Origin of the sequence: Streptomyces sp. NBC_01775 (assembly GCF_035917675.1) — a bacterium.
GTDB lineage: Bacteria > Actinomycetota > Actinomycetes > Streptomycetales > Streptomycetaceae > Streptomyces.
Genome location: NZ_CP109104.1, coordinates 2,161,615 through 2,180,908 on the forward strand (window position 1 = coordinate 2,161,615; position 19,294 = coordinate 2,180,908).

The 19,294-nt window shown below is 67.5% G+C and carries 18 protein-coding genes and 5 pseudogenes; 10 read left to right on the plus strand and 13 right to left on the minus strand.

From position 1 onward, the window contains the following. Positions 1–9: 9 nt before the first annotated feature. Positions 10–270 (minus strand): CocE/NonD family hydrolase C-terminal non-catalytic domain-containing protein, encoded by a 261-nt coding sequence (locus tag OHB04_RS41770; RefSeq protein WP_442814800.1) that lies wholly within the window; start codon positions 268–270, stop codon positions 10–12. Positions 271–305: 35 nt separating this feature from the next. Between OHB04_RS41770 and OHB04_RS09720 the strand changes: the two genes are divergently transcribed. Further along, a complete protein-coding gene (locus tag OHB04_RS09720; RefSeq protein WP_326687265.1) occupies positions 306–1,232 on the plus strand; it encodes an IS3 family transposase in 927 nt (308 codons plus the stop codon). Positions 1,233–1,291: 59 nt separating this feature from the next. Here OHB04_RS09720 and OHB04_RS09725 read toward each other — a convergent pair whose 3' ends face one another. Then, complete coding sequence (locus OHB04_RS09725; RefSeq protein WP_100599322.1) at positions 1,292–1,648, minus strand: WDGH domain-containing protein; 357 nt, start codon at positions 1,646–1,648, stop codon at positions 1,292–1,294. Positions 1,649–2,242: 594 nt separating this feature from the next. Between OHB04_RS09725 and OHB04_RS09730 the strand changes: the two genes are divergently transcribed. The 3 genes and pseudogenes from OHB04_RS09730 (at position 2,243) to OHB04_RS09745 (ending at position 5,241) form a co-directional block, all read left to right on the plus strand. Then, on the plus strand, positions 2,243–2,809 hold the full coding sequence (locus OHB04_RS09730; RefSeq protein ID WP_326692654.1) for a GrpB family protein: 567 nt from the start codon (positions 2,243–2,245) through the stop codon (positions 2,807–2,809). Positions 2,810–3,333: 524 nt separating this feature from the next. After that, positions 3,334–3,927: a TetR/AcrR family transcriptional regulator gene (locus OHB04_RS09740; RefSeq protein WP_326687266.1), complete on the plus strand. Its 594-nt coding sequence runs from the start codon at positions 3,334–3,336 to the stop codon at positions 3,925–3,927. 292 nt (positions 3,928–4,219) lie between these two features. Beyond that, positions 4,220–5,241 (plus strand): annotated as a pseudogene (locus OHB04_RS09745) (MFS transporter). Positions 5,242–5,360: 119 nt separating this feature from the next. Here the strand turns inward: OHB04_RS09745 and OHB04_RS41775 are convergent. The 3 genes and pseudogenes from OHB04_RS41775 to OHB04_RS09760 all read right to left on the minus strand — a co-directional run. Next, a pseudogene (locus tag OHB04_RS41775) lies at positions 5,361–5,695 on the minus strand (IS982 family transposase); the annotation flags it as partial. Positions 5,696–5,791: 96 nt separating this feature from the next. Next, positions 5,792–6,289: an FBP domain-containing protein gene (locus tag OHB04_RS09755; protein ID WP_326687268.1), complete on the minus strand. Its 498-nt coding sequence runs from the start codon at positions 6,287–6,289 to the stop codon at positions 5,792–5,794. A 53-nt stretch (positions 6,290–6,342) separates the two neighbouring features. Next, on the minus strand, positions 6,343–7,890 hold the full coding sequence (locus OHB04_RS09760) for an MFS transporter (RefSeq protein WP_326687269.1): 1,548 nt from the start codon (positions 7,888–7,890) through the stop codon (positions 6,343–6,345). Positions 7,891–8,745: 855 nt separating this feature from the next. On the opposite strand from OHB04_RS09760, the pseudogene OHB04_RS41780 reads away from it, so the two are divergent. Further along, positions 8,746–9,061: pseudogene (locus OHB04_RS41780) on the plus strand (IS982 family transposase); the annotation flags it as partial. A 225-nt stretch (positions 9,062–9,286) separates the two neighbouring features. On the opposite strand, the pseudogene OHB04_RS41785 reads toward OHB04_RS41780, so the two are convergent. From OHB04_RS41785 to OHB04_RS09780, 3 genes and pseudogenes are all read right to left on the minus strand, one after another. Then, positions 9,287–9,835: pseudogene (locus OHB04_RS41785) on the minus strand (hypothetical protein); the annotation flags it as partial. Continuing rightward, entirely contained in the window at positions 9,717–9,971 is a 255-nt protein-coding gene (locus tag OHB04_RS09775; protein WP_143638266.1) for a hypothetical protein, read from the minus strand. The gene OHB04_RS09775 and the pseudogene OHB04_RS41785, both read right to left, overlap by 119 nt. A gap of 1,220 nt (positions 9,972–11,191) precedes the next feature. Continuing rightward, positions 11,192–11,845, minus strand: a complete 654-nt coding sequence (locus OHB04_RS09780) for a GOLPH3/VPS74 family protein (protein ID WP_326687270.1) — start codon at positions 11,843–11,845, stop codon at positions 11,192–11,194. A 563-nt stretch (positions 11,846–12,408) separates the two neighbouring features. Here OHB04_RS09780 and OHB04_RS09785 point away from each other — a divergent pair. The 5 genes and pseudogenes from OHB04_RS09785 to OHB04_RS09805 all read left to right on the plus strand — a co-directional run. Beyond that, complete coding sequence (locus OHB04_RS09785) at positions 12,409–14,301, plus strand: S9 family peptidase (protein ID WP_326807289.1); 1,893 nt, start codon at positions 12,409–12,411, stop codon at positions 14,299–14,301. Positions 14,302–14,864: 563 nt separating this feature from the next. Next, the gene (locus OHB04_RS09790; RefSeq protein WP_326807290.1) at positions 14,865–15,335 is read left to right on the plus strand and encodes a hypothetical protein; all 471 of its coding nucleotides are present in this window, start codon (positions 14,865–14,867) and stop codon (positions 15,333–15,335) included. Between the two features lie 57 nt (positions 15,336–15,392). Beyond that, entirely contained in the window at positions 15,393–15,827 is a 435-nt protein-coding gene (locus OHB04_RS09795; protein WP_326807291.1) for a transposase family protein, read from the plus strand. A gap of 49 nt (positions 15,828–15,876) precedes the next feature. Further along, positions 15,877–16,392, plus strand: a complete 516-nt coding sequence (locus OHB04_RS09800) for a winged helix-turn-helix domain-containing protein (protein ID WP_326807292.1) — start codon at positions 15,877–15,879, stop codon at positions 16,390–16,392. A gap of 12 nt (positions 16,393–16,404) precedes the next feature. Beyond that, positions 16,405–16,847: pseudogene (locus OHB04_RS09805) on the plus strand (ATP-binding cassette domain-containing protein); the annotation flags it as partial. 286 nt (positions 16,848–17,133) lie between these two features. On the opposite strand, the gene rpmF reads toward OHB04_RS09805, so the two are convergent. The 5 genes from rpmF to rpmG are packed head-to-tail and all read right to left on the minus strand — an operon-like array spanning position 17,134 to position 19,232. Further along, entirely contained in the window at positions 17,134–17,304 is a 171-nt protein-coding gene (gene rpmF / locus OHB04_RS09810) for a 50S ribosomal protein L32 (RefSeq protein ID WP_326687275.1), read from the minus strand. Between the two features lie 40 nt (positions 17,305–17,344). After that, positions 17,345–17,581 (minus strand): 30S ribosomal protein S18, encoded by a 237-nt coding sequence (gene rpsR / locus OHB04_RS09815; RefSeq protein ID WP_326687276.1) that lies wholly within the window; start codon positions 17,579–17,581, stop codon positions 17,345–17,347. Positions 17,582–17,612: 31 nt separating this feature from the next. Further along, on the minus strand, positions 17,613–18,767 hold the full coding sequence (locus OHB04_RS09820; protein ID WP_326807293.1) for a CobW family GTP-binding protein: 1,155 nt from the start codon (positions 18,765–18,767) through the stop codon (positions 17,613–17,615). After that, entirely contained in the window at positions 18,764–19,021 is a 258-nt protein-coding gene (locus OHB04_RS09825; protein WP_326807294.1) for a type B 50S ribosomal protein L31, read from the minus strand. Before OHB04_RS09825 ends, OHB04_RS09820 begins: the two co-directional genes overlap by 4 nt. Before the next feature lie 46 nt (positions 19,022–19,067). Further along, positions 19,068–19,232: a 50S ribosomal protein L33 gene (rpmG, locus tag OHB04_RS09830; protein WP_326687279.1), complete on the minus strand. Its 165-nt coding sequence runs from the start codon at positions 19,230–19,232 to the stop codon at positions 19,068–19,070. Between the last annotated feature and the right edge of the window lie 62 nt (positions 19,233–19,294).

A 19,294-nucleotide genomic window follows, 5' to 3' on the forward strand; every position in this document is an offset into this window, starting at 1 on the left:
GGTACGACTTCACATCGGGAACCGAAGTGCAGGGTGTGTCGGTGCACTTCGAAAGCTGACCCGGTGCTCGACTCCGAAGACGGACCCCCGGTCCGTGTGGATGAAGGGGCCAACGCCCGGCGTCGGGTACATCGCGTTCTCGATTTCCGTGCCTTGGTTGCTGTAGTCGCGACCACCGATGCCCAACTCGAGGACGTAGCCGGCCGGGACCACGATGCTCGTCGGCCAGATCTCGATGTCGACGTCGACGGGCTCGCCGGGGACGAGCACTTCAAGCGTGCCATGACTCTCTGGGAGAAGTGACCGTGAACGAACCGGAGGCGCTCGTTGCCTTCATCATTAGCCAGAGAGCCGAGCACAACATCCCCTACCGCGTCTCCTGCCGAGTGCTCCAGGTAAGCGAGGCGTGGTTCTACAAGTGGCGCCGACGCCCCGCTGAGCCGACGAAGCGCGAGGTCAGACGCACAGAGCTGGAAGAGCGGGTCACATACTTCTTCCGCCTCTCGGGCGAGACCTACGGTTCGCCGAGGATCACTCTGGACCTGTGGGCAGAGGGCTGGAAGATATCGGTGAACACGGTCGCGGAGATCATGGCCGACCTTGGCCTGCAAGGCCGCAAGCCCCCGCGCCGGGGGAAGTCGCTGACCCGGCAGGGCAAGCGGAAAGCGGCTCCTGACCTGATGCATCGACGTTTCGACGCCGTCGCGCCCGACCTGCTCCGGTACGGCGACATGACCGAGATCGAGACCGGCGAGGGCAAGATCTATCTGGCCACGGTCATCGTCGCGTTCTCGCGCCGCTGCCTCGGCTACGCCATGGGCGCCCACCACGACGCGGCCCTGGTCGGGGCATCGTTGCAGATGACGGCCGCGACCCAGGGCGGCGGGACGGACGGCACGATCTTTCACAGCGACAGGGGCAGTGAGTACACGTCCGAGGCGTACAACACTCTCTGTGACCACCTGGGCGTGGTGCAGTCCATGGGACGGGTGGGATCGGCGCTGGACAACGCCGCCGCGGAGTCGTTCAACTCGCTGATCAAGGTCGAGTACATCCACCGCCGCCGGTTCGCGACCCGCACCGAGGCCCGGCTGAAGGCCGCCACCTGGATCACCGGGTTCTACAACCCGCGCCGAAGGCACAGCGCGGCCGGCGGGCTGCCGCCGGAGGAGTTCGAACAGAACATCAGCGAAGCACGCAAACGGCACGGCCAGAAATATCAGGCCGCATAACCAACGTCTCTACGCAACCAGGGGGATTGACAAAAGCGGACTGCCCTATCGGCGCAGCGTCAACTCGCCACGCTCGTAGATCCATCCCCACTGAGGAGGGTGCGCAGCCGGCGAGCTACGTCGGTGGTGCTGTGCCCGTCCCACACGGGCGCCGTCTCTACCTCGGGCACGTCACCGAACAACGACCAGCTATTGGCTCGGTAATGATTGCTGACCTGCCCCGTGGGGAGCTGGGCCATGACTATGAACCAGCCGCCCCCGAAGCATGGTTCACCGTCGTGGTGCTTCCATGAGCGGACGACGGGATACCTGGCGGCCAGCCACGCCCGGACTGCGTGTGCGTGGTAGAGCAGCCTGAATTCGTACAGCTCGTCGAAGGTGTGGAACCCGTCGGAGATGCTGCCGGTGTCGGTCATTATTGGCTCCAGATTGTGTAGAGCCCGCGGCGCGGGCTTCGCCGCTAACACGCGGCGGGTATTGCCCACCTTGCCGGGCACCTCGACAGCCTGGCCAGGCTGAAATGATCAGCCCCGGAAGGTAACTCAGGCCAGACTTGATTGCAAGCGTTGTCTGCCGAGAGCCGCTCGAGTGAGGCCCCGGGACAGCGGCGGCAGACTCAGGGACCGCTCGCAGATCGGGTTCTTGTGTACTGCGCTGACAGCAGGGACGCCGACATCGTTAGCTGCGGCGCCGACAAAGTGTCCGCATCGCTGATGGAGGGGCAACCGCTCGTCCGAGGGGCCAACAGCCCTCTGGCCCGTCTCAGGAGCCTGTTGGTCCGCGCGCCGCAATCCATGCCGCTGAGCAGGGACAACTGTGCCTGGGCCGAGCATGTCGCGCTGCACGGTAGAATCGACCCTTTCCGGGTCGAGCGGGAACGCGTCGCCGCTCTCGGCGCGACGCAGGTCCCTATCCGCCGAGCCCGCGTGACGACGGCGAGGCTCGACGAAGCCGCCAACCGCAGCCCCGTCGATCGAGGTGGTGAGCTGGTGCAAGACGTAGAGGATGTGTTGGTGATGAGCAGCGGCAAGCCTCGTCGGCCGGACGTCACGACGGTCGAGATCATCGGTGGTCCGGAAGCGCTCGAGGTCGGCCTTGGCAGCTATGACGCCCGGTGGGCGGAGGTCTACCTGCATCACCGGCGTCGGATCCTTGACGCGTTGGCGGCAGTGGACGTCGATGTCGAGCACATTGGATCGACTTCGGTTCCAGGGCTTGCCGCCAAACCGATTGTTGACATCGTCGTCGCGGTGGCCGACATCACAGCAGAGGAGGACTACCTCGACTGGCTGTTGGCCGCAGGTTACGAACTGCGGGTTCGCGAGCCAGGACATCGGCTCGTGCGTACGCCGACACGCGACGTTCACGTGCACGTATATGAACGAGGGGACGCAGCGGTGCATGAGTACCTTCTCTTCCGTGACCACTTGCGCACCAATGCAGACGATCGCGCCCTGTACGAGAGTGTCAAACGAGCTCTGCTCAGCCAGCAGTGGAACGACATGAACGACTACGCCGACGCCAAGAACGACGTCATCTTCGCGATCAAGACTCGAGCCGGGGCAGCTCGCCAATGACGCGGATGGTGTCACGGGTTTGTGATCTGTGAATCTGTTCGACTGGCGACGCCTACGTCACCGGCGCAGAACAGTCACATCCGCAAAGACCTCGTGGAGCGGATGATGCCCTACCTGCGTCGGCTGCGGCAGGACCACCCGGACCTGCCCGACCTGTACACGGACGGCCCGAAGGGGAGCTGCTGCCCGCCAAGCGCACCTGACCGACGCCCTCTCCGCTCCCCGTCCGTGCCGGACGGGCCACGCGGCCCGTCCGGCACACGCGTCCGCACCGCGGAGGACCACGGCCAATTCGGGCGTCGATTCTTATGGGCCACCGACGCCCGCACCGTCGCCGCGAGCGCAAGGCCCAGCACTTCCTGGCCTTCGTCGGCATGGCCGCAGCCCTCGTCGGTTACCGCCGCCCCACCAACTGAACGACGTCTGAGTGGCGTTGTCCCATGGATGAATGACGCGGTGAACCCATGCAGGTGAGCAATCGCGTCGGACCTGGGACGAGCGAGCAACGGCGCTGCCGGATCCGGTTGGAGATCTCTCGAGAGGCGTCGCGTCTCTTCTGGGAGCAGGGCGTTGCCGCGACCAGCGGCGGCCAGATCGGCGAAGCAGCGGGCCTGTCGACGCGCACCGTCTGGCGCCACTTCCGGAGCAAGGAGAGCTGCGCCGAACCGATCATCTTGCATGGCGTCGAATGGGAGGTGGCTGCCCTGCGACGCTGGAAACCCGAACTCTCCCTCGATGGCCATCTCGCCGACGAGATGAGCAGGCATGCCCGCGACGCCGACAGGGCGGAGCGCGCCGACGACGCGCTCGCGATGAAGATGATCGCGCTCAGCAACAAAGAGCCCGCGCTCCGCATGGCCTGGCTAATGGCCTGTGACCAGGTGGAACGCGAACTGGCCGGGAGCATCGCCGGTCGACTTGACCTGCCGGCCGACGACATCAGGGTGCAGGTGTACGCGGCGGCCGCCTCGGGCGCCCTACGGATCGTCAACGAGACGATCGGCGATGCCCTGCTCGGCGGTGCCGATGTGCGGCAATTCGCACACGCGCACCGGCTCCTGGCCCAGGCGGTTCGCAGCGCCACAGGAGGCGCCGTGGGGGACACGACTACGACCTGAGGTCCGTACGCGACGACACCGTCAGGTCGCAATAATCACTGTCAATTAGGTGTCACGCTCGGCGTTCTGTCTGATCCGGCCGCCCCGCGCTGTTCGCGCGGTGTGACGCAGGCCCGGCCCGGTGGCAGGTGGATCCACCCGCACCGGATCGGATGCCGCCCTCGTTTGTGGCCCTTCGGTGCATCGCCGTCAGGTGGCGATCTGTGCCCATGAGTACGCCGCCTGTTCTCCTTGATTGGAAGAGTCAGTGGCTAGCGAAGTTTCCCCTGAGAAGAGGCAGGAAGCGGTGACGATGCCGCCCCGGCAGGTGCTTCAGGCGGTTTCCGGGCTGGTGGCCGGTTTGTTCGTCGCCCATCCTCGCCGGAACCGTGGTGGCCAACGCGCTGCCCCGGATCACCGCCGAGCTGGGGGCGAGCCAATCTCGTACACCTGGGTGATCATCGCGGAGCTGCTGTCCATGACGGCCACCGTTCCGTTGTGGGGCAAGCTGTCCGACCTCTACAGCAAGAAGCTGCTCCTCCAGACATCGCCGGCCTGTTCGTGGTCGGCTCACTCGTGGCCGGATTCTCCCAAGGTGCCGGCATGCTGATCTTCAGCCGGGTGGCGCAGGGCGTGGGGGCAGGCGGACTCACGGCACTGACGCAGGTCGTGATGGCGGCCGTCATCCCCCCGCGGAAGCTGGGCAGGTACTCCGGCGTCTTCGGCGCCGTCATCGGATCCCACACGCCCTTCATTCTGTTGAGCGTCTACATGGCCGTCCTGGGGACCGGCGTCGGCATGCTGACGCAGAACCTGGTCCTCGCCGCGCAGAACGACGTGCCCGCCAACACCTTGGGCAGCGCGACTTCCGTCCTGTCCTTCTCGCGCAACATGGGCGGGACCGTGGGCACCAGCGTCCTCGGGGCGGTCCTCGCCCACCGCGTCGCCACCGAACTGTCCGCCGGCCGCGCGACGGCAGGCGACACGCCGGGAGGCGGAGCCGGGCACGGTGTCCCCGACGCGACGACCCTGCCCGCCCCCTTGCGAGCGCTCGTGGAGAACGCCTACGGCACCGCCACCGCCGAACTCTTCCTCTGGGCCACCCCGTTCGCCCTGCTGGCACTGATCGTCGTCCTGTTCATCGAAGAGAAGCCGCTCAAGACGACCACCAGCACGGAGCGACTCGCCGAGGAGAGCGCCATCGCCGCCGACGGCCGCGCCCTCCCGACCCCCGCCGACACCCCCCGTGCCGACGCCGCCGAGGGGTCAACCAGGGGCGGTGGAGGAGCCCCCCGGCCAGGGGTCGGTTCCGTCCGGTCCGGGCGGCGGCCGTGACGAACGAGGCCGGAACAGCAGGGTGGCCGGGACGGTGGATCGTCCCGGGCACCCTTCGTGATCGGCTGGCTGGGCGGGCGATCACCGGTATTGGGCCTAGACGGACAAGTCCGATGTATTCAGTGGTCGAATGCGACGAGCGACCGCGTGCTCGGGGCGCCGGTCTTGTGGTTGCGCCAGATAGCGGCGGCCATGGCGAGGATGCGCCGGGCGACACGGACGGCGACCCCCTCGAAGGTCCGTCCGCCGTGCTGCCCCAGGTCCAATTGCCCCTTGAGGGTGTCGTTCATGGACTCGATCAGCTGCCGCACCGACTTGAGCAGGCCCTCGCCCTTGCGCTTCTTCTCCGGTCGGCGACCAGGTCTTCATCGACGTCGAGCATGGCCTGGAGCACTTCGCGTTCGTCGAGTTTCGGGTTCGCCAGCGCCCACAGGATCGGCATCCCGGTCGGCGTGCGTCCGGCGCGTAAGACCGGAGGAGCCGCGAGGAGACGGCGGTTCAAGGAGTGGACAGGGGCTCGGCGACGATGGCCGTCGAGCCCCTGTCGGCCTCAGTGGAATACCCGCTCCACGAACGCGTCGAGGTTGCCGCGCAGGCGCTCGATCTGCTGCTCGACAGTGAGGTACTCCTCCATGCGCCCGCCCGGTGCCGCCTTCTTCCTGCCCCGTACGTACAACGAGCAGTCCAGGTCGGCGCAGATGTAGAGGCCCACCGAGTTGCCTCTGCGGCCGGCCGGGCCTGCCTTGGGGGCGGTCATGAGGGAGACGCCGCTGCCGGGATGCGTGGTCAGGCACAGCGAGCACAGGCTGCGGTGCAGGAAGCCGCGGTTGCCGGAAGCGGAGCGCAGGGACAGGCCGACGAGTTCATCGGCGCGTTCGACGACGAGATACCTGCGATCGGGCGCGGACAGATCGAACCAGCCCAGGAAGTCCAGGTCGTCCCAGTGGTCGAGGTCCGCCAGGTTCTTGGGCAGGGGGAGGCGTTTGGCCTCGCCCTTCGAGCAGTTGACGAACGAGGTACGGATGTCGTGCTCGGTCAGGGGTTTCATGGAGGATCCTTCGAGGGGGCAGGTGGACGGTGGCGGGACACGACCCCGGCTCGCTAGGCCGGTGCGTCATTTCCGGCGGGCTTCGGCGTCTTGTGCCGTACGGTGAGGCCCGCTACCAGGGCGGCGAGCAGCAGGACGCCCGCCGAGCACCAGTAGGCGACGGAGAAGCCGTGCACCATGCCTTCGTTGAGGGTCGCGCCGCTGTGGCCCGGATCGTGCACGTGCGAGTGGACGTAACGGCTGGTGGCGCCGGTGGCGATGGTGTTGAGCAGTACGGTGCCCAGCGAAGCGCCCATCTGCTGAACGGTGTTGAGGACAGCCGAGGCCACACCGGCGTCCTGCGCGGGCACGCCGGCGGTGGCCGTCGCGTAGACCGGCATGAAGGTCAGGCCCATGCCCAGACCGAGCAGCAGCAGGGCGGGCAGCACGTGCGGGACGTACTGCGCATGCACGGTCAGCCTGCTGAGCAGCACCATGCCGACGGCGGCCAGCACCATGCCGGACGACATCAAGGTGCGCGGCGCCGTCCGTGGCAGCAGGCGGGCCGCGATCTGGGTCGCGCCGATGACGATACCGGCCGAAATCGGCACGAAGGCCAGGCCCGTCCGCACCGGCGGGTAGCCGAGGACGACCTGCAGGTAGTACGTCAGGAACAGGAAGACGCCGAACATGCCGATGGTGGCCAAGCCCATCGTCGCGAGCGATCCGGCCCGGACACGGTCCTTGACAATGCGCAGCGGCAGCATCGGGCTCGCCGCGCGGCTCTGCCACCACACGAAGGCGGCGAGCAAGATCACGCCGGCCACGAGCAGCGTGAGCACCGACGGGCTGGTCCAGCCGCGAGGTTCGGCCTCGCTGAAGCCGTACACGAGGGCGACGAGCCCGCCGCAGCCCAGCAGCGCGCCCGGCACGTCCAGGTGCCCGCCCCGGCGGCGGGAGCGGTCGCGCAGGAAGGCCGGTGCGCCGAGCAGGGCGGCCAGCGCGATGGGCACGTTGACGTACAGGGACCAGCGCCAGTTCAGGTACTCGGTCAGCAGACCGCCCACGATCAGCCCGACCGCGCTGCCGCCGCCGGCCAGCGCACCGTAGACCCCGAACGCCCTGGCCCGCTCCTTGGGGTCGGTGAACGTCGTCGTCAGCAGCGACAGGGCCGAGGGCGCCAGGACCGCCGCGAACGCACCTTGCAGGGCCCGCGCCGCGAACAGCATCCCGGAACCGGCCGCCGCGCCGCCCAGCGCGGAGGCCGCGGCGAACCCGGCCAGGCCGATGACGAAGGTGCGCTTGCGGCCCACCAGATCGGCGATCCGGCCGCCGAGCAGCAGCAGCCCGCCGAAGGCCAGCGTGTAGGCGGTGATCACCCACTGCCGGTCGGCGTCCGACATGCCGAGAGCGCGCTGGGCGGAGGGCAGCGCGATGTTCACGATGGTGCCGTCAAGGATCACCATCAGCTGGGCGAGGGCGATGACGGCCAGCGCCCACCAGCGCTTCGGATCCGGTGCCGGTGCCGGAGTCGCGGCGGGAACCTCGCGGTCCGGGGAACGGTCGGTGGCCGTGGAAGGGGCGGACGGGAGGGATTCCCCTCCGGGACGTTTGTTGCTCATGGCGATCACGCACGTTTCGTGTCGAAGTGCTGTCGAGACAGCCGGCCAGGGACGGTCGCAGTGGTGACGACGGGCCGGTGTACGCAGCACGGGGACACGGCATGGCGATGGGGCAGCGGGAACCGCGGACAGCACCCGGGGCCTGCCTCACCAGCTGCGTGTCACTCACGCCGGCGCTCTTGCTGGTCGTGAGGCGGAGAGTGCCGAGATCACGGTGACCAGCAAAAGAAGGGCCCGTCTTCGGGCACGCGCCCCCGCAGCCCGCGCGGCGACGAACCGCGCAGGCCAGAACATCTCGTGCCGCGGCATCTCAGGAAGATGCCGAAGACAAGAAACAAGAAGGGGGAAGAGTTACCGCGCGCCGCAGAGGAGGGAGGGCACACGGCCGGAGGCAACTATGGCCGCAACGCATTCAGCACGGTCCATGTCTCTCGCCTCCTTCCGGGCAGGGCACGCGGTGCGTGTCGACGCCGAGCGCGCCGAGCGGGGCGGCAGAGAACCTGCCGCGCGAAATCCCGGACAGGATATCCCATCGACGCCACCGCGCGACCGGAATTGCCGACCGCCCGCGCACACGGAAGGGGTTTGCTTGGGGGTGGAAGTCCCTGGGGGAGGAGGTGGTGCCAACCCCGAGCCGGGAGTACGCGCGGGAAGCCGTTGACGATGTCTGACAGCTGTTGGTGCAGCCCCGACACGTATGCGGCCTGACAGCCGCGGGGCTTGATGTCCAGCACGACCCAGGTGCCGAGTAGTCCTGCTGCTCTCGCTCGACCAGAGCGCGGCGTTTCCTCTGGGTCGACGTCGTCAGACAGGACGTCGACGACCTCGACGTCAGCTTCCGTGGGCTCGGGAGCGATCCTGTGGGCGCTGGCGAACCGAAACTCGACGAACGCGAAGTGCTCCAGGCCATGCTCGACGTCGATGAAGGCCTGGTCGCCGACCGGAGAAGAAGCGCAAGGGCGAGGGCCTGCTCAAGTCGGTGCGGCAGCTGATCGAGTCCATGAACGACACCCTCAAGGGGCAATTGGACCTGGAGCAGCACGGCGGACGGACCTTCGAGGGTGTCGCCGTCCGTGTCGCCCGGCGCATCCTCGCCATGGCCGCCGCTATCTGGCGCAACCACAAGACCGGCGCCCCGAGCACGCGGTCGCTCGTCGCATTCGGCCACTGAATACATCGGACTTGTCCGTCTAGGCCCACGAGTTGAGCGCCGGGCACTCCGTGTGCCGCTTCTCCTGGTCGGCCTGGCCCGGCAGCGCTTGTCGCCATCCGGCGACTGCCGGAGGTACGAAGATGTTTGTACGCGTCGAACGACTTGCCGTTCATGTCCACTGCTCCTGTGGGACCACGACTGCTTCGCGCTCCAGTTGATCGCGCCCTTCGCATCGGTCTGCTCGCCGGGTTCGCCGAAGTCGGGACAGCCGGTGGAACGGCCGAACCCGTGCGTATAAACCATCACGAAGGCGTAGCCCTGCCCTTGTCGAACAGGTCGGTGCCCCTCATGAAGTTCTGGAAGCGCTTGGACGGACCGGTGCGCTCCCAGCCTTCGGGCCCGAGCTCCCCGGAGTACCCCAGTACGAGAGTGCGAGCTCGTCGACAGGCTGACCGACGCTTTCTTGCCGTTGGGCAGCTCTACCGGAAGCAGGGTGTCGGGGACTCCGCGCCCGACGCGGTTGCGACCGTGCTGGCCAGCGGGCGAACGGGCCCCACCCAGAGCCTGCGGCCCGAACGGCAGGAGACGGACCGGGCTGTTGGTGAGACAACGGGGAGCGGCCACCCTGCGCAGCGCGCCAGGGTGGCCGCCTCTTCTGCGCCTTGCGAAGCGGTCAGCGCACCCAGACGGTGTACTCGGCGCGACCACCCGGACCGTCGCACCACACCTCGTCATACCCGTTGTGCTGGGCGTTCGGCAGCTCCTCAGCCTCGCACTGCCTCTTCGAGTCATACGTCATACCGCCAGCCACGTGCCAGCCGCTGCCGGGTGGGGGGACGGCGACTGCGCTGGTGGCGGTCAGCGGGACTGCTATCGCTGCGGCGCCGACGGCGAGGCCGACGGTGATGCGGGAACGCCACGACTTCATGAGCTCTCCTTCTGTTGGCTGCACTGTCCCTAGGTAAAGCACCCGGGATCCGTGCGTGGTGCCTCTGCGGCTTGCGGCGTGTCTTGATCGACACGCCGCTCACGGAATGACACTGAGCGCCAGTTTGGCATTTAGTGACTTCAATGGCCATCCTCGGTGGAGTGGCCTGAGTCACAGCAGAGTGTCTGCGCTGACGCCGTGGCAGCAGACCTTGACCGCACTCGAGAGAGTCCACGGGCCACAAGAAGGCGGTAAGGGTTGGTAGGTGATCTGCCGTCACCTGAACGGATGGGGCTGGGGCACCCCAGCCGGTCGCTCGCTCGACTGAACACCGTGAGCAAGGACTGCTCGATGTGCGGGTCTGTCCAACGTGAAGTCCATGGTGCAGGGCCTCGCCGCCGCCTGCGAACTGCAGGCCGGTCTCCAGTGGGAAGCGACCTACGACGGGCTGCGGGTCGCCGAGGTCAAGGGCAACGGCGGTGGTCACGATCGGCTATCCGGGCAGGACCATCGCCGACGTGCGCCGCGTACCTCGAAGGCCGGGCACGGCTACCCAGGCCCGCGAGCACGGCATCAGCCGTGGCGCCGTGCGCACCGCTGTGGTCGACCTCATGCCCGACCACAGCGCGGCCGACCACCAGGCCACATCTGCCACGGGCAGTCGTCACCCTCGATACGCCGGGCAAGTTCACCGAATTCCTCCGCGTGACCGAACTGGACGACGCCGAGTGGACCACTCCACCGCCGCTCCCGCCGTGCACTGCCAAGCCGTTTGACGGCCCCCAGGGCGCCCCGACCGTCCCGGGTGCAGCCAAGGCCCGCCGGGAGTACGAGATGGACGGTTGCGGTTCCGGTGACGTCGGCCAGACGGCCAGGAAAGCTCGCTGCGGCGTGATGGGTTCCCGCTCACCGGTGGCGAATTCACCGGTCGCGGACGGTATTTGTGGGGTGTACGGGACGCGGTCCGGGTACGGCGGTGTTCCCTTGCGGTGTTTGTCTTGCCGTGGCGCGATTTTTTCTCCGTCGCCACTCTTCAGGACGACTGTGGCGCCGACGATGATCAACCGGAGCCCAAGGGATGGACGTGAGCTCGACACTTGGCTCCATCAGCCACCATGCGGCGAACGCGGCAACCAAAGTCTCCAGCACCGGCCTTGATGTCACTAGATTTTACTTCGGCTCGCATTCTGCGGACGTGCGCATTTTTAGGTTTGTCCTGCTCAGCTCCATCCGCCGCCGACAGCCCGACTGGAAAGCACCGAGTTTGACAGGGCTTTGCGCAGGCCCGGTATTTCTCGATCGAATTTCTTGGCGAGTTCCTCAAGCGTATCCTTGTGTTTGCGGCGCTCGGAACGATTCAGTACGACCCCCATGGTCGCGTCGCTCTCCAGGGCGATCACCGGCAGTGCCACTTGCGCCAGGGGCAGAGTGGACGGGTCGGGAGTGGTGGTGACCCGCGTGCGCAATGCTTGCTGCACAGCTCGGGCCTCCTCTTCCCGCCGCAAGACAACTTTGCTCCCTCCGAGCAGACTCAAGGTGAGGCCGGTCTTCTTTTCGATAATCCCAGCAGCCGTCAGCTGGTTTTCGACGGGTTTCTCCGCCTTGTGCGCGGTGTTGTGCACCAGTGCCATCCACTTTTTCGGCCTCGCGTGCAGCTCTTCCCACACAGAGGCAAGAAACGGATCCGTCGGTGATTGGTCTCCAAGTGCGCGAACCCGGCGCCCGTCGGTCTCAGCCTGTCCCGCAAGGACTAGCTCGGTCAGGGCAGCAGCGCGCAGCCGCTGCCCGCGGAACTGCAGAAGAGTAGCCGGAAACTTGTTCTTCTTGAAGGCGTAGGCACACAGGTAGATCTGCTGCGGAAGCGTGAGATGCATGTGAACTCCTTGAATACGTGGCAACAGGACCAGTTCCTACTACATGGCGCGATCTACAAGGGCCGTTGACGGCATATTGGGTTCGCCGACCTCGGCCGTCGACCTGTCGGCGTAGCGCTTTCCCTGACTCGACGGGACTGCAGCCGCTCGAAGGCGCCATGAATCCGCACCACGGTCACCCGACTCACAGCAGGAAGCTCGTGATCTTCATGGCCGTCAACTCTCCCGAAGTTCATCCTGTGCGACCTCACCGTCGTGTCACTAACTGCAATATTGACACTTAGTGACAGTATTGCCCACCCCTTGCGCATGTGACCTGCGCCACGAGTTCACTGCCAGTCGAGCGGTCGCCCAGGGGAGGTGGGGCTGCAATCGACGGCCCACGGCGGCTGGACATGCGGCGCACTTGCCATTGCTGTCACTTAGTGACACAGTCATTAAGTGACAGCCTTCGATCGCTGAACGGTGACCGGCTCCAGGCTGCGGACCCACTCAGAGCCCTTGCCGACCATCACCAGGGCCTCATCACTCGCTGTCCGGGGACAGTCGCAGGAAGGACCCACATGGCACTGCCGAAGCCGATCAGCGTCGAGGAGTTCTTTACCCCTCCCGTCCGTTCGAGGGCCTCCCTCTCGCCGGACGGCACCAAGATCGCGTACCTGGCTCCTTGGGGGAACCACCTGAACCTGTGGATCGAGAGTGTCGACGCGCCCGGGGACGCGCGGCGGGTCACCTCCGAGGACCGCAACCTGCTGAGCTATCACTGGACCGACGATCCGAGGTGGCTGCTCTATACCCGGGACCAGGGGGGCGACGAGAACCGGCACCTGTACCGCGTCGATCTCGAAGACCTGTACGCAGCGGCTACTGACCTGACCCCTTTCCCCAGCGCACGCATCATGGATCTGAAGCTGCCCGCCGGGCGGCCGGGGAAGGCGGTGTTCTCCTCGAACAGCCGGAATCCCGCCGCGTTCGACCTCTTCGAGCTGGACATCGCCACCGGTGACCTGCGGACCCTCGCGGAGAACACCGGAGGCGCTGCCACCACCCTTTTCTATGGCGGCAGCAAAGGCCCGTTCACCAGTGAAGTAACCGAACAGGGCGAGCTACGGCTCTCGCGCTGGAACGAGGCCACGCAGACGTTGTGCCACATCGCGCAGTTCGAGGGTGAGGACTATCCGCTGGGCGTCTATCCACTGGAGGTCACCGCCGACGCCGGCGACGTTCTCTTCGGTTCGAACCGGGGCTCGGACAGACTCCGCCTGGCCCGGTTGGATGCAGAAACCGGCGAGGAGACGGAGGTCGACTCCCACCCGCAGTACGACCTGGACACACGCGCCCGCGTCTTTCCCGCACTGCCCTCGCCGCTCATCTTCAGCCGACGTACCGGCGAGCTCATCGGAGTTCGCTACCTCGGGGAACGACTGGTGATCAACGCACTGGACCCGCACTTCGCCGAGGTCTTGGAGAACCTGAGGAATCTGTCCGATGGCGACTTGGCCCACATCTCGTCCGACGAGAGCGAGCAGCGGTGGGTCGTCAGCTTCACCCACGACCGCGATCCCGGGGCCACATACTTCTACGACCACTCCTCGGGCGAGAGTCGCCTACTGTTCCGGCCCCTTGGCCACCTGGCCCCCGAGCAGCTGGCACCGATGACACCGGTGACGATCACCGCTCGGGACGGTCTCGCGCTCCCCTCCCACCTGACACTGCCAATCGGGACAGAGCCGCACCGGCTGCCGCTGGTCCTGCTTGTGCACGGCGGTCCCTGGGACCGAGACAGCTGGGGGTTCAACCCTCTCGTCCAACTGCTGGCCAACCGGGGCTACGCGGTGCTTCAGGTGAACTTCCGCAGCTCCACGGGGTACGGCAAGTCGTTCATGAAGGCCGGCATCGGGGAGTTGGCCGGCAAAATGCACGACGACCTGATCGACGGTGTGAACTGGGCCATCCAGCAGGGATACGCGGACCCGGACCGGGTGGCGATCTTGGGCGGCTCCTACGGTGGCTATGCGGCACTGGTCGGAGTCACCTTCACGCCCGATGTCTTCGCCGCTGCGGTGGACATCTTCGGGGTCTCTGACCTCGCCAACTTCCTGCGCAACCAGCCGGAATTCGTCCGGCCGGCCCTTGCCGCCAACTGGTTCCGCTGGGTCGGCGACCCCGCGGATCCGCAGCAGGAGGCCGACATGCTGGCCCGCTCCCCGATCAGCCGGGTGGACCAGGTCCGTACACCACTGCTCGTCGCCCAGGGCGCCAACGACGCCCGGGTAGCGCAGGCAGAATCCGACAACATGGTCCAGGCTCTCCGGGCACGTGGGGTCCCCGTCGAGTACATACTCATGGCGAACGAAGGGCACTCCATCGAGACCCCGGAGAACTTGATCGCCGTGTACCACGCAGTGGAGCACTTCTTGGACGAGCATCTCGGACATGGCCGGGACGCTACGTAGCCGTCGTCCGGGCCGTGGCGGTCGGCGGTCGGCGGTCGGCGGTCGGCGGTCGGCGGTCGGCGGTCGGCGGTCGGCGGTCGGCGGTCGGCGAAGGAAATCCGTGAGGACCCGCAGCGCGGAGGCCGCGGTCTCCGCGGCCGCCATCAGCGGATGCTCTGGCCGGCGGATGCGGAGATGCTGCGGGAATCGGCGCCGGGGGCGCCAGGCGGAGCTGGCGTTGGCATGTGTGCCCCAGACCATGCGGCGGATGCTGGAGATCACCAGAGCTGATCAAGTCTTCCAGATCTACGACACCGTCGCCGAGGCCGAAGCGGATCTCAGCGAACCGGGAGATGTGGCCGGAAGCCCGGCTTGAGCGTTTGCGAAGCACCATGCGCGGTACTCAGAATCCGGGCTCGCGGTTGGAAGCTGCCGCTGCGGGTTCACTTCCTTCAGGACTGATGCGGTCGCGCCGAAGAGGCCCGGCCGCATCGGTCTGGTCGTGGGCAGTCTGGGGCCTTGATCGTCAGGTGGCGGTCAAGGCTGGTCTGTCCGTTTCCAGGTCGCGGAGGCGTACGGGTTCGTTGGCTCGCGGGAGGACGGAGATCAACGAGATCGCCGAACGCGTCGCGGCTCGTCGGGCTGAACTCGACGAGGAGGAGAAGCTCCTGGCCGAGCGACACGATGCGGTCCGTGCCGAACGCGAGGAACTCACGGTGGCCATGCGCGTGTGGGAGCGGATCCACGCCCAACTGGGCGTGGAGAAGCCCTCGGCGCAGGCGAAGACGGCACAGGTGGGCGGGCACGGAGTGCTGCTGGTGCCGTACCGGGCGACGAGCGCCGGCGAGGACGTCCTGCCGCCGGATTATCAGCGGCTGATGAAGATCGCGCGGAGTGCCGGTGGTCCGGTCCGGGTCAAGGACGCCGGTGTCGAGCCGGGCCTTGAGGTCGAGGTGAAGGGCCGGCTGGAGCCCCTGCGCGGCAAGTTGAGCAAGCTCGCCGGGCGGGGCGGGCTGCGCACACTGCCCGACGGACGCTCCCGGATCACACCGTAAGCACGGAAGCGCACCCGTAACTGACGTGGCCCCGGAGGCCGTTGGCTCGACGTGTGCATGAAGAGGATCAACGGACCCGCCGGGGACACCGGCTTCCCTGTCCACCAGTACCGCCTGCCGGTGCCCCGAAGAACCAACATGGCCGGCGGCAACGCCGTCGGCGACACCACCGTGCGCCGACGGCGGGATGAGCTGATATCCCTGCTCGCCGCCCAAGCGCCCCACCTGGACCGCGCATGCAAGAAGATCGCCAGACGGGGTGGTGAGGTCGTCCTGCTCGACGGCACCCTCATCCCCACCGTCCGCCGCACCGGGAGAGCCAACCGGCCCAACTACTCCGGCAAGCAACGACGTCACAGCCTGCACTTCCTCGCCCTCACCGACGAAAACGGCCGCCTGATCTGGACCTCCGCCGCCAGTCCCGGCCCCACCCACGACATCGCCGCCGCCCGCCGCGACCACATCCTCACTCACTTACTGATTTTTTCGTAAGTTCGGTGGGTGTGTGGGTGTGTGGGTGTGTGGGTGGGAGGCTGTCGGGGTGGCTCATCAACCTTCCCCTTCGGTTGCCGGCTCCTCCCTTCCTCCTTTGTCGCGGCCTCAGTTGGCGGCGGCGCGTCGTGTTCGGGCAGTCGAGTTGTTCGAGGGCGGCGTCTCGAGTGCGGAGATCGCGAGGGCGGTGGGGGTGTGTGCCGAGAGTGTGCGGCGTTGGCGGCGGGTGTGGGAGCAAGGCGGCGCTTCGGCCCTGCGGAGACGGGCAGCCACCGGACGCCCGCCCAAGCTGGACGACGCCCAGGTCGAGATGGTCCGGGCCGCGTTGGAGCAAGGTGCCCAGGCTCATGGTTTCGAGGCCGACCTGTGGACCCTGGAACGAGTCGGCGCGGTCGTCACCCGGGCAACGGGGGTGGTGTTGTCGAGGGCGTCGGTGTGGCGGCTGCTGACCGGCCGGCTCGGATGGAGCCTGCAACGGCCCGAGCGGCGGGCGGTCGAGCGGGACGAGTCAAAGATCGCCCGCTGGATCGCGCACGAGTGGCTGCGCATCAAAAAGGGGCCGTGAACACACGTGGAGGAGGCCCGGAGGGCGCTCGCCGACATCGGGCTCAGCGCGGGGACGGTGTCACGCAGCCCTGACCGGCTCTCCGGCGGCGAACCACAGCGTGCCGCTCTCGCCCGGGCGCTGCTGCGCGCCCCCGGGTGCTGGTGTGCGACGAGATCACCTCGGGGCTGGACATGGTCACCCGGCGGTCCGTGATGGAGGTGCTCACGGGGCTGTTGGCGGAACCGGAGCACCTCTTCACCGCCTCTCTCGTGGCCGCCTCGAGCGGTGAACCGGATCGCGCAGGACTTCCGCGCGCGCTGAAAGCCGGCCCCGTACCTTGCCCGTGGGCGGGTACGGGGCCGTCCGTGCGAGTTCAGCGGGTGGCCGACTGCCGCAACACGTGGCAGCTACGCCCGCCGACGCCGGGCCCGTTCCGTCACCCGCTCAATGAGGTCCGCGGCTCAGGTCACTGATCAGGCGTAGGTTGAGGCCGGGTTGGGAAGTGCGCGGATCCGCACTGAAGGTGCCGTCGCCCGGAAGCCGGGCACACAGCCATGCACCGGGGCCCGCTGACAGTCGACCAGGTCGATCTGGTGAGTAAGTCCACTCGGTAAACTCGGCCTGGGCGATGAGCAGATCGCTGACGGCCCGCCGATTCTCCCGGTAGCAGGTCGGTCGGCGTGGTCGGGCGGCGTGCCCCTGTCCGCTCGCGGGCACCCGGAGCACACGTACCCGGCCGTCGGACGTGCGGCCTCCGGCTCAGCTCTCCGGGTGCAGGAGTCCGCGCTCGTACGCCTTCTTCAGGCGCTGCGGTACCAGACAGGAGCTGCCGTCGATCGTGACGGGCACAAGCTGCGGCGTCGTCGCCTTCCACTGCGCGCGGCGGTGACGGGTGTTGCTGCGGGACATCTTGCGCTTCGGGACTGCCATGGAAAGGGCCTTTCGCAGGAGGGCTGTTCGGGGAGGAGAGTCAGCGGCCGGCGTAGGGAAGCAGCGCCATCTCCCGGGCGTTCTTGATGGCCCTGGCGACCTTCCGCTGCTGCTGGTCGGTGACGCAGGTGACCCGTCGGCTGCGAATCTTGCCGCGGTCGGACATGAACTTCCGCAGTAGGTCGGTGTCCTTGTAGTCGATGTACGTGATGCCGGCGGCGTCCAGCGGGTTGGGACGGTTCTTGCGGGCGAGCCGGGAATCGGAACGGCGGGGCATGGGGAGTTCCTCGGTAGACGGTGAAACGGTCTCAGGCGGCAGTGTCGAGCAGTTGGTCGAAGCCGGTGGTCCCCCGCCACGCCACGGGTCCCGCCACGAGCTCCTCATCGGTGAGCAGGCAGGAGTCGAGCACGGACACCAAACCGTCGCGGTCGAGGTCGGGCGAGGTGAAGACGAGGTGCTGGCAGCGGTCGCCGTGGTCAGGGTGCCAGTCCAGCGCGGCGGCAGCGCTGCGCTCGGCGGGCACCATCTCCCAGGCGGCGTCCGGCAGCGAGGCCATCCATGGGCCGACGCTCTCCACGCACAGCGCGCCACCGGCGGCGTCCCACGCGAGCAGCAGGTCGGGCCGGTCGGCCAGCCAGAACCTCCCCCGGCTGCGAGCAGCCGCGCAGCACAGATCCTCCAGTGCGGCATAGAGACGGCCAGGGTGGAACGGGCGCCGCTGCTGCCACACGAGAGTGCTCACTCCCTCCTCGTCGCAGTCGTGCGGGAGCCGGGCACACGCGGGATGCTGCGCCGAGGCGGCGGCTGCCACGTCGAAGCCCGCGAGGGCGATCTCGGCGAGCCGGCCCGAATGCACCGGTATCCGGACCGCCGTGGGATGGAGCTGCCGCAGCAGGGCGAGATCCGAGGTATCAGTCGACTCGCTGTCCACCACGACGAGGACCGGGGCGTACTCCAACTGACGTGCCCAGGTGTCACCCACGGCCCGCTGGTCGGTCGCGGCGGCGGCCAGACCGGCGTCAGTGAGGTCGTCACCGTTGGACAGGCAGGGCAGTACGAGTGAGGGGTCCACGGCGGTCAGCACATTGGTCAGGCGGAATGCGCCGTCCCCGTGGGAGGCGATGACCTCGGCCATGCCTCTGGGCTCCACCGAGTCCCACAGCTCGACGATGGCCAGTCGGGTCAGCCGGCCGTCCGCCAGACGCTCCAGCTCGGGAATCAGGTCCTCACGCAGGGCGCAGCAGGCGCAGTCGTTGACCAGGGGCACGTCCCCGCTGGAGGTCTCGCCGGTGGCGTCGCGCACGCTCCGCCGGACCGTGCCGAGCGGGGCGGTCGACAGGTCGTGGTGCAGCACGACGCTGCCGGGGATCGCGCGCATCAGATGGTCGACCGTGGTGCGCCGGGCCTCGGCGTGCAGGCCGCCGACGAGCACCACGGCCATGGGCTGTACCTCGAAGGTCATGAGCGGGCTCCGTAACGGCCGTAGCGGCGCTCGAAACGCTCGACCCGGCCGGCCGTGTCGAGCACCCGCGCGGTGCCGGTGTAGAAGGGGTGACTCGCCGAGGAGATCTCGACGTCGATCACGGGGTAGTTGTTTCCGTCCTTCCACTCGACGGTCTTGTCGCTCGTCATCGTGGAGCGGGTGAGGAAGGCGAACTCACCGGCTCTGTCACGGAAGACGACGGGGCGGTAGTCGGGGTGGATTCCAGGCTTCATATCGGTCCTCGTCTTCTTCTGTCAGCCTGCGTGCGCGCTGCGGGGGTCAGCGCTCTTCGCGGAACTCGACGTGCCGACGGGCGACGGGGTCGAATTTCCGCAGCCGCAGGCGGTCCGGGTCGCTGCGCCGGTTCTTGCGCGTGACGTAGGTGTGTCCGGTTCCCGCCGTGGAGCGGAGCTTGATGATCGGGCGTACTTCGTTGCGAGCCATGCGAGTAGCATACGACAATGATTTCCATTATCGAATGGGCCCCTCGGCTCAAGAAAGGCTGA

Bases quoted from the DNA above. Each gene is read 5' to 3' on its own strand.
- OHB04_RS09725 (WP_100599322.1), bottom strand. From the start codon at position 1,648: ATGACCGACACCGGCAGCATCTCCGACGGGTTCCACACCTTCGACGAG.
- OHB04_RS09755 (WP_326687268.1), bottom strand. From the start codon at position 6,289: ATGAAACCCCTGACCGAGCACGACATCCGTACCTCGTTCGTCAACTGC.
- OHB04_RS09760 (WP_326687269.1), bottom strand. From the start codon at position 7,890: ATGAGCAACAAACGTCCCGGAGGGGAATCCCTCCCGTCCGCCCCTTCC.
- OHB04_RS09775 (WP_143638266.1), bottom strand. From the start codon at position 9,971: ATGAAGTCGTGGCGTTCCCGCATCACCGTCGGCCTCGCCGTCGGCGCC.
- OHB04_RS09780 (WP_326687270.1), bottom strand. From the start codon at position 11,845: ATGCATCTCACGCTTCCGCAGCAGATCTACCTGTGTGCCTACGCCTTC.
- OHB04_RS09785 (WP_326807289.1), top strand. From the start codon at position 12,409: ATGGCACTGCCGAAGCCGATCAGCGTCGAGGAGTTCTTTACCCCTCCC.
- OHB04_RS09795 (WP_326807291.1), top strand. From the start codon at position 15,393: ATGAAGAGGATCAACGGACCCGCCGGGGACACCGGCTTCCCTGTCCAC.
- rpmF (WP_326687275.1), bottom strand. From the start codon at position 17,304: ATGGCAGTCCCGAAGCGCAAGATGTCCCGCAGCAACACCCGTCACCGC.
- rpsR (WP_326687276.1), bottom strand. From the start codon at position 17,581: ATGCCCCGCCGTTCCGATTCCCGGCTCGCCCGCAAGAACCGTCCCAAC.
- OHB04_RS09820 (WP_326807293.1), bottom strand. From the start codon at position 18,767: ATGACCTTCGAGGTACAGCCCATGGCCGTGGTGCTCGTCGGCGGCCTG.
- OHB04_RS09825 (WP_326807294.1), bottom strand. From the start codon at position 19,021: ATGAAGCCTGGAATCCACCCCGACTACCGCCCCGTCGTCTTCCGTGAC.
- rpmG (WP_326687279.1), bottom strand. From the start codon at position 19,232: ATGGCTCGCAACGAAGTACGCCCGATCATCAAGCTCCGCTCCACGGCG.